Origin of the sequence: Chitinophaga sp. NPDC101104, assembly GCF_050277495.1 — a bacterium.
GTDB lineage: Bacteria > Bacteroidota > Bacteroidia > Chitinophagales > Chitinophagaceae > Chitinophaga.
Genome location: NZ_JBNNSF010000001.1, coordinates 2979258 through 2996885 on the forward strand (window position 1 = coordinate 2979258; position 17628 = coordinate 2996885).

The window sequence follows — 17628 nt, forward strand, 5'->3', positions numbered from 1 at the left end:
TGCGGGAAGGAGGGGAGAATTAGCGGGATGGATGCGCCGAAACGGCGGTGGCCGGCTGGCCGGAAGGGGCGGATTGACCGATGATGCCCGTATGGAGCAGGAAGAGCAGCGCCAGGAGGAAAGTTCCTGCCAGGAGCACGTAGCTGGTGTATTTGCAGCGTAGGAACGCGGGATCGGTGAGCGGTTGCATATATCTTGATTTGCCCTTCAAAAGTACCGATTGCCGCGGCCGCAGTCAAATCACCAATGTTGATGGTTCATAACTTATGGTTATGGTAAAATTGTTTTCGATAACTGGATGGAATATTCTTAAGGGGAAGTGCATTTCGGAGGCCGGAAATGCCGCTTCGACGGTCAAAATAGCCGGTTTGTTAACGTGGCGGCCGGGTTGAGCGGGAATATCGCTTTCTTTGTACCTTCGGGCAATTGATTATAATTGTTCAACTCCAAAAAAATCTTCAACAATGAAAGCATTACGTATGGTAATGTGCATGGCAGGCGCCCTTATGCTGGCGGCCACGGCCCATGCGCAGCGCATCCGCGTGACGGAAGGCAGCCTGGATGTCCTCAAAAACGAAAAAGACATTAACATCGAGTTTACGTACGACAACATGAAGGTCGGCAAGTTCGACAAGGAAGCCGATTATGTGGCCAGCCGGGTCAAAGACCTGAACAAGAAAGAGCCCGGCCGGGGAGACACCTGGGCCAAAGCCTGGGTAGACGATCGCAAGTCGCGCTTCGAGCCCAAGTTCGAGGAGCTGTTCACGCAGGTGACCGACCTCAAGTTCGCCAACAAAGCCAAATACACCCTCATCTTCAATACCTCCTTCACCGAGCCCGGGTTCAACGTGGGCGTGATGCGCAAAAACGCCTATATCAGCGGGGAATTCACCCTCATGGAGTCCGGAAAGGTGGTCGCAAAAGGTACGCTGGAAAAATCGCCCGGCAGAACGTTCTGGGACAACGATTTCGACACCGGGGAACGCATTTCGGAAGCGTATGAGATGGCCGGAAAGGCCCTCGGCCGCTACATCCGCTAGGTTTTCAAACGGATAATCACTCAATATCGATCCCCCGCCGGTCCGCCGTGCGGGGGATCGTTCTTTATCGTCCCGGAAGCTACACTTCCATCGCGTCGTATACGATCACCTTATCCCACAGGTGGCTGCATTTCTTGACGAATTCCTGGTGGATGGGATGTACCTGGTAAGCGGCTTCGCCTTCCACATTGTCGAAAAACATCAGCTCGGATACGCCCCAGGTAGTGTCTACCACGCCACGCGCTTCGGTATTGGCCACGATGCCCACGCGAAGGTCGCGCACGGTGGGGATTTTGGCGAGCGTTTTCAGCCCGGCGATCAACGCGTCGCGGTCTTCTTTCGAGCCCGGGTTCTTCAGCCAGAAGAATACATGGTGGCACATGGGATATTTTTTGGCAGTGGTTTGTCCCGGCATGGCGGCTGCCGCAGTTCCGGCACAAATTGCCGCCGCGGTGCCCAGGAATTTGCGCCTGTTCGTTTTGCTCATGGGTTTCTCTTTTGGTTTTAGTTGATGATCCGCTTAAAATACGCAACATTCCCCATTTCCGGAAGCCTCCGCGTTGAAATAGGCGTTACTGCCCATATAAAATGAGCATTAGCGTGGATTCGCCACCGGTAGCGGTGGCCATAGCTTTGCACCTGAATCAAGCCGGAAATCGTATGCTTACCCCCAATTTTAAACCCCTGCTGCGGTGGGCCTTTGTCCCCGCCATGCTCATCATCGCCGTGGCCTGCGGCAAAAAAGACGACGGAAAGCCGGACGCCGGCCAAAACCTTCCCAAATCCAGCGTACCCGCTGAAATGATCGGGAAATACTGGCACGCGGGCTCGTTCTCCATGACCCAGTTTTCCCATTACGACGGCAGCTACGCCGGACAAGCCTTCGAAATCTCGACGGGCTACAAGTTTGCCGCCGACGGTACCGCGGAGCAATATTTCTACTGGACCAAAACCACCACCTATTGCCGCGAACAGGTGCTCGGCTACCGGAAAGGCACGGCCGTGTTCGATGTGGAGAAAAAGACCTTCCGGTTCTATGCCGCATCGGGCTATTACCGCCGCTACAATTCCTGCGGCGGCAGCCAGTCGCCCGGATACGGCCAGCGCGTAGACTACGGGCCGGAAGACCTGCATCCCAAATATGTAGACGAGATGAAAAACTGGCAATTGGTGACGGAAAACGGCAAACGCATCTGGCGGATCCCTTATAGTGATGGCTCCGTGAACGACTTCACGAGGGCGGAAGATCCCCGGTAACGGGGTGTTGTTACATGGCGCCCGCGCTGCCCGGTGGGAACCCGGGGGCGCGGGTATTTTTTTGTTCCAATGGGAAAAGCCGTAAAAAGCTTCGGACAGGTAGAAAAAAAGGCAAATTGCCCCCGGAAAAAAGGGATTCGCCGGTTTGGAGGATAGCCTTACTTCGCCCGGTAGCGAAAGCGCTGCTTGCAGGTGGCGCTGATTGCTGTCGCCTGGCCCTGTTTTACGTATATACCGGCGGCCGTCTATCCTTTCTTTTGTAAATAACCCTTTAATCCAATTTTATGCTTTTAGAAAATCTGTCCCCCGAAACCTTCGCCCTGAAATTATCCGACCCTGCGGCGAAGCTCAAGCTTTCCTACCTCAACGATCTGCTGGCCAACAGCGAATACCTGCTGATCCAGTTCATGAAGCAGCAGAACGCCTGGCAGGGGCCGTTTCCGCCGCCGCCGTCCGGGTTCCCCAGCAGCAGCCAGACGATCGAGCTGGGAACGGTATTGTATCTCTTCAACAATCCTGCACAGATCGCCGACCCCGACATCCGCAAGTATGCCCAGTATGCCAAAGGTGCCCTCGGGCTGCCGGATTCGCTGCTCACCACCGTGAATTATAACTGGATCGTTTCGCACGTGCTCGTGTACGACGACGGCAGCATTATCTCCGGAGGCAAATACGAAACCTATGACCAGGGCTGGTTCACCGCATTCCTGAATATGGTCATCACCGACCTCGAAGACGCCTGGTTCGGTTTTCAGTCGGGATCGCCCAATCCCATTCCCCTCAAGCCCCGCGCCGGTAGCAATGAGGTGCTGATAGCACTGGTGGGCGACTGGGGGACGGGAGACAATACCGCCGCGGCCGTTATGAACCAGTTGGTAGGACAGGTGCCCAGGTACATCGTACATTTGGGCGACGTGTATTATTCCGGAACGCCGGCAACGGGTTCCATGGCGGGCAGTTATTTCCATCCCGGCGAAGAGAAAAACAACCTGGTGGCGGTTTGGCCGAAGACGAACGACCCGTCGAACTATTCCTTCACCCTCAATTCCAACCATGAAATGTATACCGGCGCCAATGGCCTTTACGGGGATGCGCTTACGTCCACTACGCCTTTCCATGCGCAGCAGGGGCTCACATATTTCGCGCTGTCGCTGGGCGGATGGACGGTCCTGGGGCTGGATTCCGCTTATTTCGGGACGAGTACCGACGCGTTCATGTCTGGCTATATCGGTGGGGATATTTTTAACCGCGACCAGATCAACTGGATTTCCGGCCTCAACCTGGACCCTTCGAAAACCATTGTGCTGACGCACCATACCGGGTTCGAATGGGACGGGTCGGGGTTCATGGCGCTTTGGGACCAGGTGACCGGCGCGCTGGGCGGCGATCCGTACGCCTGGTACTGGGGGCATGTGCATAACGGGATCGTGTATAATTCTCCGCTCACGATGAACGGGACCAATGGTTATCCGCAAACCACCAAAACCTTCGCCCGCTGTCTCGGTCATGGCGCACTGCCATATGGGGAAGCGACGGTGCTGAAAGGAAATCCCGCCGTGAAATGGATGGAGAAGGGACCGGGACTGTTGCCCAACGGCTTCGGGACGCTGCGTTTCCGGCTGAATGGCAATGGCATGGTGGATTCCATCCAGGAGCAGATTTACCATATCGGATCTTCGGCGCCGGTGTATTCGGGTTTGCTTTACTAGTTTGGGGGTGAAAATCGCAGGTTGTCGGGATTTACCCTTCTTTTTGTCGTTTTCACACGCGTGCGGTGAAAGTTCTGCGCCGTAAGTTTGTATCGTCAATCACACACAAACGAAAACAAAAAAACATTTACCGTTTAACGACTATTTTATGGAAGCAACAAAACAAGCGATCACGATCAGCAGCACGATCCAACAGCCCGCAGCCAAAGTTTGGGAATTCTGGAATGCCCCGGAACATATTACGCAATGGTGCGCCGCGTCCGACGACTGGCATGCGCCCAAAGCCAGCAGCGATCTGCGTCCCGGTGGGGCCTTCAGCACCACGATGGCGGCGAAAGACGGTTCTTTCAGCTTTGATTTCGGAGGGATTTTCGATGTGGTGGAACCGCATTCCCGGATCGAATATACCCTGGGCGACGGCCGAAAGGTGAAGATCCAATTCACGGAAGCCAATGGCCAGACGGAAGTGGTGGAAACCTTCGATCCCGAAGATACCAATCCTGAAGACATGCAGCGTGCAGGCTGGCAGGCGATTTTGGACAATTTCAAGAAGTACGCCGAGTCCAAATAAAGTATCAATGGCCCTCTACGCCACCCGCAAGGGTTTCAACGCGATGAGGGCCATTTCTTTTTCCTTGCCCCTCAGTTTGATAGACCCTAAAGTCATCGTCGTAAATGTACCTCCCAGGTGCAACTCCGACACGAGATCCGCGGATGCGATCACCTCTTCGTTAAATTGTTTGCACATGCCCTGGATGCGTGATGTGGTATTGAGCACATCGCCGGAATAGGTGATGTCCCGCTTGATGATGCCCACTTCCCCCGCCACTACCGGCCCGCAATGAATGCCCGCTTTGAACTCGGGGAATACGCCGTAGCGTTCCAGGTATTTTTCCTGCAGCGAGCGGATGCGGTTTTTAATGTCGAAAAAGCATTGTACGCAATTGGCTTCGGCGAAGCCTTCTCGGTACCGCCAGGCGATGATGACCTCATCGCCTACATATTGGTAAATTTCCCCGCGGTTTTCGAGGATGGGATTGGTGATGTCGGTGAAGAAATCTTTCAGGAAAGCGTGGTAGCGTTTGTCGCCCAGGGTTTCGGCGATGGTGGTGGATGCGTTGATGTCGAGGAACATGAAGATGCGTTTTTCTTCGCGGGGCGTGTTGTATTTGCCGCGGAGGATGTCGCGGAAAACGCCGGCGCCGAATTTGGCGTTGATCTGGAGGAACATCTGCGTGATAGCGACCACCAGCGCCCAGATGAGCCCGTTTTTGGCCATGCGTGCCATGTCGGGATGTTCGAGCAGGCGGAGGGCTTGCCCGATGATGAGGATCACGGCCACAAAGGAAACGGTTACGGTAGCGATCGTGTAGCCGTAGGATTTGTCGCGGAAGCGTTCGTTGACGAAAAATACGAGGAGGCTCCCGCCGAGCAGGGCGCCCATCAACCCGGCCGCAATGTTAATGATGATGGACCTCGGGAGGGAATATTCGGCCGAGAAGCCCGCCGATCCGCTGGTTTGCAAAACGAGATGATCGTACAGCGCGATCAGCAGGCCGATCACCGACCAAATGATCATGATCTGCAACAGCTGTCGCCATTTCACGCGCGTCCTGGGATTCATAAAGAATGGTTTTACCGTAATTTATTGCATTTCATCTTTCCATGCAATTGTAGGGTTGGGGAAAGGTTAATTCGGCATATCCAAAGGCAGGTCTGTCATATCGAACCGCGGAAAATCGCCGTCGGGCGCGGAGCTCCAGATGCTTGTGAGGCGATAGAAGCCGCGGAGGACGTGCGGACTAGCCAGGTAGTTTTCAGGTATGTGTTGCACCGCTTTTTCGATCAGGTTGCGGGGGGAGATGCTATTGACCTGGAAGGCGTGCAGCGACAGGGATTGTTCGGTAAGCGGATAGCGGCCGGTTTCATCGCGGTCCATGCGGAAGCGGCGGGTGCCGTAGCCGATATGTGAGACGATGCAACTGTCTGCAGCTTGCAGGGACGGGAGTTTCAGGACGAAAAGGCCCTGATCGTTGGTGAGGGTGTGGATGCTCAGGGCAGGGATGCTCACGGAGCTGCCGGGGAGAGGGGCGCCCGACCGGGCGTTGACGACCTGGCCGCGTAAGGTGAGGGGTTGCTGCGCCATTGACGAGGTGGCGGGAAAAAGGAGGGAGAACAGGATGAAGGGGATGAAGGGCTGCATGGTATTGCGTTTCGGGGATGAAGATAGCGGTGCGGGCGTTAGGAAGATGTTAAAGTAATGGGATAGGGGAGCGGGGGGATTTGGGTAGATAGGAAAAAAAATGGTAATCTTGAAGGATGCAACTGGATTATCTGAAAGGGCTCCGTGGGAACGGGGCGTTGACTTATACCGGTCCGGAGCGGCTGGTGCGCATCAGCAGGTTCAGCGCTGACGAGGCGGTAGGGCTTCGGCGTGCGGTGCAGGAATTGGCGGACGGGGCGCGGGAGCTGCTTTGGCTGGAAGACCTGTCATTTGTTGCCGGCAACGGCTATTCGCTGGTGATGCGGACAGGATCGGAAGACAAGGGCGTAGTAACTACCGACGAGCGTGTGTTTTGCCTGGAGTTGACGGGCGGGGCTTATGGCCGGATCCTCCGGGCCATGGAGCCGTTTTGCAGCGAGGGCTCGCAGGGCAGTGTATGGTTGGCGGAGGCGCCTGGCGGGATCGGGTTGGTGCTGTCGACCGGAGGGTCGTTTTGATGGCGTTTACGCCTGGTTGTTGGGCTTTCCGCGATTTATCTCAAACAAGTCTGTGTGTTGTGGCGCGATAGAATTTCTTTTCCCTGGCGAGTCATTCCTGAATTTGCATTGACGATGGATGTCGTCGTTCGTAATTATCTTTTCCTCCTTAGTTCTCTTTTTGCATTTTTCTTCCACCCGTTTCTCGCATTAATTATCAAACCAGATTTCCGGATCCTTCTCCAACCATTGCTTAACAAGTGTTTAACGGTCGTTGTGGCCCCTTTGGCCGACATTCGATCTATCAAAATGCGCTTTCCTCCGCCATGGTATGATCATAAAAATATTGCAGCCGGAACATTCGTCAAATGCTGATCTATGACTCCGGAAATATGCATACATTGACATTTGTACTAGATTAGATCTGGAGCATTTGCCTGCCTGTTTCTACAGGAGGCTTCCATTTCACGGAGCCGGTGCCTTCTTTCGTCATTCATTTTTTCTCATAAGCATTCAATTTTCTATCCGTTTCAGATGTCGCGTATTCTGTACGTTGATTTGAATTTGTTTTTCGTTTACTTCCTGTTACCGGGTGGCTCCGGTGATGGGAAGTATTTATTCAAATTGATCATTACTCAACCGGGCGGTTTCAATTTCACAAGCATTTAATTAATTGTTGAACCTAATGGCGTTAAGCCACTTCAGCCCACGGCAGGCAGCCTGGCATCGTTTATATCCGAATACCGTTGCTTTTAGCAGCAGCGTGTTTTGAGTGGAAGGAGGGAACACAACGTTACTGCGAATAGCTGCTTTTTATCGTTTCTCTTCCAGCATCAGGAGTTTGAATGGAAACCGGGAACGCAACGGTCCAGTAATTAGTCGCTTTTCATAATTACGCTTCCGATACCAGGTGCATCACATGGAATGCAGCACGCAATATTCCGGTGATTCGGCGCTTTCGTTGTTACGCATCCAGCACCCGGCTGATATTCCGGATGCGCCGCTGCCAGATGGAACCCAGCCAGGTCATTTGCGCCAACGCCACCAGGGCCGTAGCCGCCAGTAACCAACCTTTCCAAGCGCTCCAGGCCATCCCGTAACTGAAAAACACCAGCAAGCTCACCAACATTCCCACACGCGAAATAACGCTCAATACCGCGAACCGCCGCATCTCCGATACATGCCGCCGCACCATTTCCTGCAAATGATCGCCCTGCAGCGCCTTGCGGCTGTACACCCATCCCACCACATTATGCACGATCACCCAGGCCACCGCTGCCACCAGTAAGGCATTTGCGCCCCAGGGCCTCCGGTCCCCGTCGAAAAAATCGTAGTACACAAAAAGAAAAACAGCCAGTAATACAATTTCCAGGATCATTTGTCTGCGCATAGCCCTGCGCGCGGGATGTCGATGGATCATGCCACGCAATGCGGCAGGAGAGGTCTTTTCGGCCGGCAGGTCCTGCCAGGCCTTTTTCAATGCTTCCATGTGTCGGGATTAAAGTGTTGCCTGATTTTTTGACGCGCCCGCGACAAGCGGGCTCCGGCATTGCTTTCTGAAATTCCCATGATCCCTGCCATCTCTGCGTAACTCAACCCCTCGAGATACAACACCATCAAGGCCTTCTCCGCAGGCGTCAACACCGCCAGCATTTCCGCCAGCCGGTCCTCTTCCTGGGTTTCTGCTACTTCCGGCAGCTGCTCCCGGAACTCTACTTCCGGCCGGCGCTCCCGGTATTGCACCAGCGCTGTGCCCAGCGCCACCTTGTACATCCAGGTGCCGAAGCCGCTACGCCCTTCGAACTTCGGACTGGCCCGCCAGAGCTGGTACACCATCTCCTGGAACAGGTCTTCCCGGTCCTGCGGCGTATTGCGGTACAGCCGGCAGATTTTATGCAGGATCGCTTCGTGTTTCGTCAGTTCTTCCAGGAATCTTGATTCGTCCATTTAGCAATGCTTTGAATAGTTAGTTGCGAAAAAGGGGCGAAATCTTACAGGAAGGCAAAAAAAAACCGCGGATGCCCGCGGTTGCCGTTATCTTTTCTTTTTAATAGCCGTCAGTTTCCTGATGGGCGTCACCTGCACTTTCCGGAACTCCACTTCCGCACCCTCCGCCTGCAGGGCAATGCTCCCGCTCGAAACGGTACAGTCGTACCCGTCGTTCACCAAATCCCCGTTCACCCACACCCGCACCTTATTGCCCAGGCACTCGATCACCATGCGGTTCCACTCGCCCAGGGGCTTCTCCGACCCGTCTGTCCGGTTCCGCACCCGCCGCTCCTTTCCGTCCACCACACCCCAATTCTCGGGTTTACCGCGGTACACTTCCATGCTGTCTACCTTAATATCTTCCCCGATACACCAGAAATCGCCGGCATTTTTGCTCATCAGCTGTACTTCCATCGACTTGGGGAACATCCCGTACAATACCCGCGGCGTGGAAGCATGCACCAGCACGCCGCAATTCCCCGGTTTCCCCGCGAAGCGGTACTCCACCTCCAGCCGGTAATTTTCGTACCGCGCATCGGTGATCAGGTGCCCCTGCGGATTCCCGAGGCTCACCAGCAGCCCGTCGCGGATAATAAAGGGGATACGGAGCGAGGAATCCTTCTCCAGGGCGGGCACGTCCATATGCCAGCCAGATAGGTCTTTACCGTTGAAAAGACTGCGCTGCTGCGCATGGCATAACGTGGAGGCGCACAGTAGCATTGCGCCGAAAACTAATTGCTTCATAAAGGAAAGATATAAAAATTATTGCCTATTTTGTTTCGATATACTTGCCGCCACGTCATGATCCAGCACTTGTCTTTCTTCCGCCGACGGAAGGCCTGCTGCCGTTCGTACCCACCGCCAGTATCGAGAAACCATTCAAACCCTTGAAACAGATTCTAGCGCAATAAATGCATTTTATGAAGAAGCAACTGATCGCATGGTTAATGGCCGCATCCATGGCCAACGCACAGGAATGGAAACCCGTTCAGGGCCGCATCATGACGCCCTGGGCCGAAACATTGAAGGCCGACAGCGTATTACAGGAGCACCCCCGCCCGCAGTTCGAGCGCGGCACTTCCTGGAAGAACCTGAACGGATTATGGAACTACGCCCTCACGCCCAGGAACGCCGGCCGCCCCGCCAGCTGGGCCGGTAAGATCCTCGTCCCCTTCGCCATCGAATCCGCCCTCAGCGGGGTCGGTAAAACCGTCGGGAAAGATCAGCTCCTCTGGTACCACCAATCTTTCACCCTGCCCGCCGATTCCAAAGGCAAAAAAGTACTGCTGCACTTCGGGGCGGTAGACTGGCAGTCGGAAATTTATATCAACGGCCAGCTCGTCCTCAAACATGAAGGCGGGTTCGACCCCTTTTCCATGGATATCAGCCCGTATCTCAAGAAAACCAAACAGCAGGAGATCGTCGTGAAGGTCTGGGACCCGACCGACGAAGGCCCGCAGCCGCGCGGCAAGCAGGTCCGCAAACCGGAAGGCATCTGGTACACGCCGGTTACCGGCATCTGGCAAACCGTATGGCTGGAAACCGTGCCCGGTACTTACCTGTCCAACATCCGCCAAACGCCCGATATCGACGCGCAGACCCTGACGCTGCAAACCACCGTGGTAAACCCCGTGGCCGGCGACCTGGTGAAGTTCTCCGCCATGAAAGACGGCGCCGTGGTGGCGGAAACCGAAGCCGAACCCGGCGCAACGGCCGTGCTGAAAGTGCCCTCGCCGGAGTTATGGTCGCCCGACAAACCGTTCCTGTACGACCTGCGCGTGAGCATCGTCCGCAAAGGAAAGGCGGTAGACGAGGTGAAGAGCTACTTCGCGATGCGCAAGATCAGCGTGGCCAAAGACCAGGCCGGTACACAGCGTATGATGCTCAACAACAAATTCCTGTTCCATTATGGCCCGCTCGACCAGGGTTGGTGGCCTGATGGTTTATATACCGCTCCCTCTGACGCCGCACTCCGATTCGACGTTGAGAAAACGAAGGAGATGGGCTTCAACATGATCCGCAAACATATCAAGGTGGAACCGGCGCGCTGGTATTACCATTGCGATAAATTGGGGATCATGGTTTGGCAGGACATGCCCAGCGGCGACCTTGGCAATCATTGGGAAATCCGCCCCGGGATTTTCGGCAGGCAGACAGACAAGCAGCGGAGCCCCGAGTCGGAAGGTTACTTCCGCAAGGAATGGAACGCCATCATGGACGCGCTGCACAATGTGCCCTCCATCGTGGTTTGGGTGCCGTTCAACGAAGCCTGGGGACAATTCAAAACGAAGGAAATCACGGAGTGGACGATGGCGAAAGACCCCTCGCGCCTGGTGAACAGCGCCAGCGGCGGGAACTTCGAGCTGACGGGCCACATCATCGACCTGCACAACTATCCCGACCCCGTGATGCCCGAGCCCGTGTATTTCGGGGAGAAACAGGTGATCGTACTGGGAGAGTTCGGCGGACTGGGCCTGCCGGTGGACGGGCATGTCTGGCAGCAGAAAGACAACTGGGGCTACCAAACCTTCAAAACGGCCGGCGAGCTGTTCAAGCGGTACGACAGCTATATGGAAAAAATGGAACAGCTGATCCGCCACGGGCTTTCGGCTGCGGTGTATACCCAGACCACGGACGTCGAAATAGAAACGAACGGACTGATGACCTACGACCGGAAGGTGTTCAAGAACCCGGTGGAGGCCTTTTTCAAGGCGCATCAACGGCTGTACCGGCCCGGGCTTGTCAAGTTTCCTTGAGTTGCCCGTCCAGCGAAAATTACCGGTTATCCCAGGCCCGCGTTTTGGAATCGCGGAATGTCAGTATATTGCCTGACATTTTCCGACAACCGTAAAATCGCATATATCAAAACCAACTATCAGTTATGAAACGAAAGTTTTTAGTAATGACGCTTGCGGCAGCAAGCGTCTTTTGTCTGATCGAGCGCCCCGTTCATGCGCAGAAAGTGGCAGCCGGCGCTTCTACAGCAGCCACTGGGGCGGGTCAAAAGATCCCGGCAGACCCGGAACTGAAGATCGGCAAGCTCAGCAACGGCCTCACCTATTATATCCGTAAAAACGCCGAGCCCCGCAACCGCGCGGTCCTCTATATGGCCCTGAAAGCCGGTTCGCTCATGGAATCGGACGCCCAGCAAGGCCTGGCGCACTTTACCGAGCACATGGCGTTTAACGGTACGAAGGATTTTCCCAAAAACGACCTCATCAATTACCTCCAGAAAGCAGGGGTGAAGTTCGGGGCCGACCTGAACGCCTATACGTCGTTCGACCAAACCGTTTACCAGCTGCCTATCCCGACCGATAGTGCCGATTTGTTCAGAAACGGTTTCAAGATCCTCGCCAACTGGGCCGGCCATATCAGCATGCTGGCGCCCGACATCGACGGGGAGCGCGGTGTGATCATCGAAGAAGACCGCCAGCGCGGCAAGAACGCCCAGAGCCGTATCCAGAAGGAACTGCTCCCGGTACTGCTGCACGGTTCCCGCTACGCCGAGCGTATTCCCATCGGGAAGCTCGATATCCTGCAGAACTTCAAGCACGAAGAGATCCGTAATTTCTACCGCGACTGGTACCGCCCGAACCTCCAGGCCGTGATCGCCGTGGGGGATTTCGACGTGGCGCAGGTTGAAAACCTCATCAAGGAAAACTTCGGCAAGCTGACCAATCCGGCGAAGCCGAAACCCCATACCACTTACGATCTGCCCGATGGCAAACAGCCTGTAGTAAAGATCGTGACCGATCCCGAGTTCCCGTACAACGTGGCTTTCGCCTTCATCCGCCAACGGCATAAAGCGTCGAACAATACCGACGATATCCGCCGCAACATGGTGATCAACATGGCCAACGCCATGCTGGGCGCACGTATCAACGAGCTGAAACAGAAAGGGACGGCCGATTTCGTGGACGGACAGGCGAACTACGGTCCGTACCAGCAGGGCCTGGTGCCCGGCATCGAGGCTGCCACCGTGCTGGCCGTGACCAAGAGCGGTGCGGAACTGGCCAAAGGGCTGGCAGGTGTAATGGCCGAGTACCAGCGCATGGTTCAGTTCGGTTTTACGCAATCGGAACTGGACGTGGTGAAGAAACAGACGGAAGCCGCCAATGAAAAGGCGAACCGCGAGAAAGACAAAATCGCTTCCAACACCTTCGTTCAGGCTTACCTGCGGAATTACATGTACGGCGCTCCCGTTGTGAGCCCGGATTTCCGTTACGAAATCACCAAAAAATTCCTGGGCGAGATCACACTGGCCGAAATCAATGCCGCCGCGAAGAAAATGATCGGCAGCGACAACAACCTTACCATCATCGTACAGGCGCCTGAAAAGGAAAAATCGACGCTGCCCACGGCAGACCAGCTGCTGACGGCTATCCGCGACGCGGGCAAAGGCCTGAAACCTTACGAAGACAATAAAGTCAACAAACCGCTGCTGGAAAACAAGCCCATCGCCGGTAAAGTGACCAAAACCGAAAAGATCGAAAGCATCGGCGTAACCAAGCTCACCCTGTCGAACGGCGTGGTGATCTACCTGAAACCCACGGATTTCAAGAACGATCAGATCATCTTCTCTTCCTTCGGCCAGGGTGGTGTTTCTCAGGCGGAAGACAAGGATTACCTGGCGGTGAACTACGCCGGCAATATCCCTTCCGACGGTATCGGCGAATTCGATAATCCCTCGCTGCGGAGGCTCCTGGCGGGCACCACGGCCAGCGGTTCGAGTTACATCGATGAGCTGTACCAGGGCTTTGGCGGCAGCGCTTCCCCGAAAGACCTGGAAACCGCGCTGCAACTCGTGTACGCACATGCCACCAATCCCCGGAAAGATCCTGTCGTGTTCAAAAAGAACATGGAAGAATATTCCATTTACCTGCAGAACTCCGACGATAGCCCGGAAAACGTGTTCAACGATACGGTGACCGCCGTACTGTCGTCTAACAGCATTCGCGAGAAAAAGCCTACCATGGCGGAACTTGGCACCATCAGCCTCGACCGTTCCTTCGAATTCTATAAAAACCGCTTCGCGGACGCGAGCGGCCAGACCTTCGTTTTCGTAGGTAATTTCGACATCGCGGCCATTACGCCGTTGCTGGAAACGTACCTCGGCGGCCTGCCGGCGAATAATCGAGCCGAGAAATTCGTGGACCGTGGCGTTCGCCCGCGTACCGGCAAGATCGAGCGGATCGTGAAGAAAGGCATCGAAGACAAGGCGATGGTTAAACTGTTCTTCTACAATGATTTCGACTACGCGCCTGAAAACAACATCCAGCTGAGCGCCCTGAGCGACATCCTGGAGTTCAAGGTGCTGGAGCGCCTCCGCGAGAAAGAAGGCGGTGTGTACAGCCCGAACGTGGGTGTGGGGTATGAAAAATATCCTTACGGCAACTACAACCTGTCCGTTTCCTTCAGCTGCGCCCCTGCTAATGTCGACAAGCTGGTGAACGCGGTGCTCGACGAGATCGCCAAACTGAAGCAGAACGGCGCTACGGCCGACGATATCACCAAATTCAAAGCGGAATACCGTCGCGCCCTGGAAGTGAACATGCGGGAAAATAATTTCTGGCTGGGTTACCTGACCGGCAAGTTCAAGAACGGTGAAGATCCGACATCGGTGCTCACCACCAACGAGCGCCTGGAAAAAGTGACCGAAGCCAGCGTGAAAGCGGCTGCAGACAAATATCTCAACAACGCCAACTACTTCAAGGCGGCGCTTGTTCCTGAGAAATAGCATCACATTTTCATGTGGAAAAGCGCCTGCGGCATATGCTGCAGGCGCTTTTTTCATAATTTCGCGGCCATGTTGGTGGAAACAGTTGTACTATGCCTGGTGGCGTTTTTTGCGGGATTCATTGATGCGATCGTTGGGGGAGGAGGGCTCCTGCAAACACCCGCCATCATGATCGTATTGCCGCAATACCCGGTGGCCACGCTGCTGGGGACCACCAAAATCCCCTCCATCTCCGGCACCGCCTTCGCCGCCTGGCGATATTCCCGGCAGGTGTCGATCGACTGGAAACTCCTGCCGTACGTGGCGCTGCTGGCGTTCGGGGGCGCTTTCCTCGGGGCGTATTGCGTGTCGATGATCGATAACCGGATCATCAAGCCCGTCATCTTTTTCGTGCTGCTGGTCGTGGCGGCTTATACCTATTTCAACAAAAGCTTCGGGCAGCCCCGTGAGATCAGCCATAGCCGAAAGACGCAGCTGGCATTGGGATTGATGTTCGGGTTCGCCATCGGTTTTTACGATGGCCTGATCGGCCCCGGCGCCGGCACATTCCTCATCCTGGTCTTCATTGCGCTGATGGGGTACGATTTCATCCACGCTTCCGCGAGCGCAAAGCTAGTCAACCTGGCCACGAACCTCGCGTCCATCGCTTATTTCGCCAGCACGGGACATATTTTGTACGAGTTCGCCCTTCCCATGGCGGCCTGCAATATGACCGGCGCTTTCTTCGGGACGCGGCTGGCGCTGTTGCGGGGCAACGCTTTCATCCGGATCTTCTTCCTCTGCGTCGTTTTCGCGACGCTGCTTCGCTTTGCCTGGGACATCTGGGCGGCGAGCCATTGATCCTCCCAAAACAGCAGAGGCGCCCGCAAGCAGGCGCCCCTGGTTGGCAAAGGGATGATTATTTTAATTCGATTTGGGTAATTGGCGGATCCATTCGGCGATGAGGTCCACGCCTTCGCGGTGCACGACCGTTCGGGCAAGTTCGGGCATGGCCGTTCCCGGTTCGGTGCTGTTCATCCGGAAATGCAGGATGGAACTCGCCGGATCGCCGGGCACCACGTCGTGATCGAGCCCGCCGGCGCCATTGCCGGCAGACACGGGGCCTTTGAGGATGCCCAGGTGCGCCGGGGTTGCCTGTCCATATTCGAGGAACAGGCCGGTATTGTCCGCATCGCCGCCTTTGGTATGGCAATGGGCACAGTTGACGTCGAGGTAGGCGCGGGCGCGCTGGTTCACCGTATAATGCACGCTATCGTTCCAGACGGGGAATTTCTCCACTTTGGACATCTCCGGCAATCCCTGCAAAATACCCGCCGTTGCCCACTTCTCAAGCTGGCCGAGATGGTTGAGGTTGCGCGCTTTCGGGCCGATGGGGATCAGCTTGCCGGCAGACGCGTGGCATCGCTTGCAGTCATTGGTATTGGGGATCTGGTAATGGGTGGAAATGTGCCGGCCCGCATCGTCGGTGAGGGTGATGGGCAGCCGGTCGCCGGTGATCCATTTCTCCGCTTCGGTCTGCTGCGCATTCCATTTGTAGTTCATGACCTTCCAGTTACCGTCTGCCGGGTCTTTGTGCAGGAGGCGCGTTTCCAGCAACACTTCTTTCCCCAGACTGTCGCGGTACGCGAAATTCTTCACGAGGTACGTGCCGTCGGGGAAATCCATCGGCCCGGCCTGGGCATACTGCATGGTGCTGCCTTCCGGTAGCACGATGAAGCGTTTTTTAACGGTATAATCGGTGAAAAGGGGCGTTGCCAGTTCGTAAGGATGCACCCGGCCGGCGGGCTGTAAATCCTTCAGCGTGCCGGTAAAGAAACCGTAGTCCGAAAGTTTGTCCAGGAACCCCGACGCCGGGCGCTTTGCGGGCTGTGCGCAGCCCATCGCGAAGATTCCCATGCATGCCAATGCTGTCACTATTCTCATTCTCATTTCGTTGCGCGTCATTTACAGATGAAAGGTTGCATATCGGTGGATGGTTTCCAGTTCGGTTTGCCGATGTTCATGCCGTCTGCGTTCACGAGAAGGTTGTCGCCGGTTTGACGGATGCAGATGGAATCCGGGTTGACTTTCTTTTCCTGTGTGATAACGTTGGTGGAAATGCCGTCGTACACAATGGGAGGGATCCTTTTGCCGAGGGCTTTTTCAATCCCCACCAGGATCTGACCGGTATGGTGATGATACACCGGCTCGGGGAATGCTGCGGCCATTTCGATGGTATTGTCGTGGATGGACACGTTCTGCGACACGGGGAAGTAGTTCGCATTGATCTTTTCGCCTGCTTTCGCATCCACGAAAAAGCCGGATACCATGGCGATGGCTGCGGAATTGTTGTTGACGATCTTGTTGTTGTAGATCTCCACGTTAGACGTAGCCTGGATGATCACCCCGCAGCCGGGCGCCGCGTTGCCTACGCCCCAGGTGGTGCCGAAGCTCCCGGATTTGGCGAAGTTGCGCTCGTTGTTGTCGTGGATATTGTTGTTGTAAGCCTTCACCTGGCCGCCCCGCTGCGAAAGATCGGGCAGGTCGAACACCAGGAAACCGGCCGTGTTGCCGTAAAACTCGTTGTCGTACACTTCTGCGTTGGTCGTATTCTCGATCTCGCAGCCGGCCACATTTTTGTAAGCTTTACTGTTCCTTACAATGGCCTTATTGGATTGCCCTACGTAGATGCCCGCATCAGATGCGCCTTGCGCATAACAGTTCTCTACCAGCACGTTGTTGCAGAGAACGGGATAAATGCCATAACCGCCGCTTGTGCTGTCTGCCTTCTCCCAAATGGCGTGCAGGTCGCGGAACACGACATCTTCGCTTTTGTTCACTTTGATGAGGTCGCCTTTCGATTCGCGGATGGTCATCCCGCTGATGGTAAAACCTTTCACTTCCGCCACGCGAATGCCTTCGCCACCCTGCGTCTGCCCCGAAAAGTCGAGGATCGTTTTATCAGGCCCGGCGCCGCTGATCTTGATGTGCTTCAGCTGCACGAGGCTGAGGTTGTTGAATTTGTAAGTGCCGGCTTTCAGCTCCACGGCGCTGCTGTCTGTCAGCGTGAGGAAGGCTTCCGTGATTTTGGCTTCCTCGCCGGGGCCGAATACGAGGGTTTGCTTGTAGCCGTCGGCGGATTTTTTCTCCGGGGCGCTGCAGCCGGCCGCTAAAGCCAGTGCCAGCAAGGGAATGGAATATTTCATGTCGATGGTTT

General features: G+C 55.4%; 17 protein-coding genes. 8 read left to right on the top strand and 9 right to left on the bottom strand.

Translation table 11 applies throughout. From position 1 onward, the window contains the following. Window positions 1-19 precede the first annotated feature (19 nt). Complete coding sequence (locus ACQKLP_RS11995; protein WP_427322985.1) at window positions 20-190, bottom strand: hypothetical protein; 171 nt, start codon at window positions 188-190, stop codon at window positions 20-22. Window positions 191-464: 274 nt separating this feature from the next. On the opposite strand from ACQKLP_RS11995, the gene ACQKLP_RS12000 reads away from it, so the two are divergent. Continuing rightward, the gene (locus ACQKLP_RS12000; RefSeq protein ID WP_427322986.1) at window positions 465-1040 is read left to right on the top strand and encodes a hypothetical protein; all 576 of its coding nucleotides are present in this window, start codon (window positions 465-467) and stop codon (window positions 1038-1040) included. Window positions 1041-1119: 79 nt separating this feature from the next. Here the strand turns inward: ACQKLP_RS12000 and ACQKLP_RS12005 are convergent, their stop codons facing one another. Beyond that, a complete protein-coding gene (locus ACQKLP_RS12005; RefSeq protein ID WP_427322987.1) occupies window positions 1120-1527 on the bottom strand; it encodes a Dabb family protein in 408 nt (135 codons plus the stop codon). A gap of 173 nt (window positions 1528-1700) precedes the next feature. Between ACQKLP_RS12005 and ACQKLP_RS12010 the strand changes: the two genes are divergently transcribed. From ACQKLP_RS12010 to ACQKLP_RS12020, 3 genes are all read left to right on the top strand, one after another. After that, window positions 1701-2297 (top strand): hypothetical protein, encoded by a 597-nt coding sequence (locus ACQKLP_RS12010; RefSeq protein WP_427322988.1) that lies wholly within the window; start codon window positions 1701-1703, stop codon window positions 2295-2297. A 284-nt stretch (window positions 2298-2581) separates the two neighbouring features. Then, a complete protein-coding gene (locus tag ACQKLP_RS12015) occupies window positions 2582-4006 on the top strand; it encodes a metallophosphoesterase family protein (protein ID WP_427322989.1) in 1425 nt (474 codons plus the stop codon). Between the two features lie 148 nt (window positions 4007-4154). Further along, on the top strand, window positions 4155-4577 hold the full coding sequence (locus ACQKLP_RS12020) for an SRPBCC family protein (protein ID WP_427322990.1): 423 nt from the start codon (window positions 4155-4157) through the stop codon (window positions 4575-4577). Window positions 4578-4592: 15 nt separating this feature from the next. Here ACQKLP_RS12020 and ACQKLP_RS12025 read toward each other — a convergent pair whose 3' ends face one another. Together ACQKLP_RS12025 and ACQKLP_RS12030 are read right to left on the bottom strand one after the other, a co-directional pair. Next, the gene (locus tag ACQKLP_RS12025) at window positions 4593-5630 is read right to left on the bottom strand and encodes an adenylate/guanylate cyclase domain-containing protein (RefSeq protein WP_427322991.1); all 1038 of its coding nucleotides are present in this window, start codon (window positions 5628-5630) and stop codon (window positions 4593-4595) included. Between the two features lie 66 nt (window positions 5631-5696). Beyond that, a complete protein-coding gene (locus ACQKLP_RS12030; protein ID WP_427322992.1) occupies window positions 5697-6209 on the bottom strand; it encodes a carboxypeptidase-like regulatory domain-containing protein in 513 nt (170 codons plus the stop codon). Between the two features lie 116 nt (window positions 6210-6325). On the opposite strand from ACQKLP_RS12030, the gene ACQKLP_RS12035 reads away from it, so the two are divergent. Next, the gene (locus ACQKLP_RS12035) at window positions 6326-6727 is read left to right on the top strand and encodes a hypothetical protein (RefSeq protein WP_427322993.1); all 402 of its coding nucleotides are present in this window, start codon (window positions 6326-6328) and stop codon (window positions 6725-6727) included. Window positions 6728-7670: 943 nt separating this feature from the next. On the opposite strand, the gene ACQKLP_RS12040 is transcribed toward ACQKLP_RS12035, so the two are convergent. From ACQKLP_RS12040 to ACQKLP_RS12050, 3 genes are all read right to left on the bottom strand, one after another. Then, window positions 7671-8195: a hypothetical protein gene (locus tag ACQKLP_RS12040; RefSeq protein WP_427322994.1), complete on the bottom strand. Its 525-nt coding sequence runs from the start codon at window positions 8193-8195 to the stop codon at window positions 7671-7673. Further along, window positions 8183-8653: an RNA polymerase sigma factor gene (locus ACQKLP_RS12045; RefSeq protein WP_427322995.1), complete on the bottom strand. Its 471-nt coding sequence runs from the start codon at window positions 8651-8653 to the stop codon at window positions 8183-8185. Before ACQKLP_RS12045 ends, ACQKLP_RS12040 begins: the two co-directional genes overlap by 13 nt. 87 nt (window positions 8654-8740) lie before the next feature. Then, window positions 8741-9439 (bottom strand): 3-keto-disaccharide hydrolase, encoded by a 699-nt coding sequence (locus ACQKLP_RS12050; protein ID WP_427322996.1) that lies wholly within the window; start codon window positions 9437-9439, stop codon window positions 8741-8743. A 176-nt stretch (window positions 9440-9615) separates the two neighbouring features. Between ACQKLP_RS12050 and ACQKLP_RS12055 the strand changes: the two genes are divergently transcribed. From ACQKLP_RS12055 to ACQKLP_RS12065, 3 genes are all read left to right on the top strand, one after another. After that, on the top strand, window positions 9616-11451 hold the full coding sequence (locus tag ACQKLP_RS12055; protein WP_427322997.1) for a glycoside hydrolase family 2 protein: 1836 nt from the start codon (window positions 9616-9618) through the stop codon (window positions 11449-11451). Between the two features lie 125 nt (window positions 11452-11576). Further along, entirely contained in the window at window positions 11577-14432 is a 2856-nt protein-coding gene (locus ACQKLP_RS12060) for a M16 family metallopeptidase (protein ID WP_427322998.1), read from the top strand. Between the two features lie 69 nt (window positions 14433-14501). Beyond that, the gene (locus ACQKLP_RS12065; RefSeq protein WP_427322999.1) at window positions 14502-15272 is read left to right on the top strand and encodes a sulfite exporter TauE/SafE family protein; all 771 of its coding nucleotides are present in this window, start codon (window positions 14502-14504) and stop codon (window positions 15270-15272) included. A gap of 63 nt (window positions 15273-15335) precedes the next feature. On the opposite strand, the gene ACQKLP_RS12070 is transcribed toward ACQKLP_RS12065, so the two are convergent. Together ACQKLP_RS12070 and ACQKLP_RS12075 are read right to left on the bottom strand one after the other, a co-directional pair. Then, the gene (locus tag ACQKLP_RS12070; protein ID WP_427323000.1) at window positions 15336-16361 is read right to left on the bottom strand and encodes an SO2930 family diheme c-type cytochrome; all 1026 of its coding nucleotides are present in this window, start codon (window positions 16359-16361) and stop codon (window positions 15336-15338) included. A gap of 11 nt (window positions 16362-16372) precedes the next feature. Beyond that, window positions 16373-17617, bottom strand: a complete 1245-nt coding sequence (locus ACQKLP_RS12075) for a parallel beta-helix domain-containing protein (protein ID WP_427323001.1) — start codon at window positions 17615-17617, stop codon at window positions 16373-16375. Between the last annotated feature and the right edge of the window lie 11 nt (window positions 17618-17628).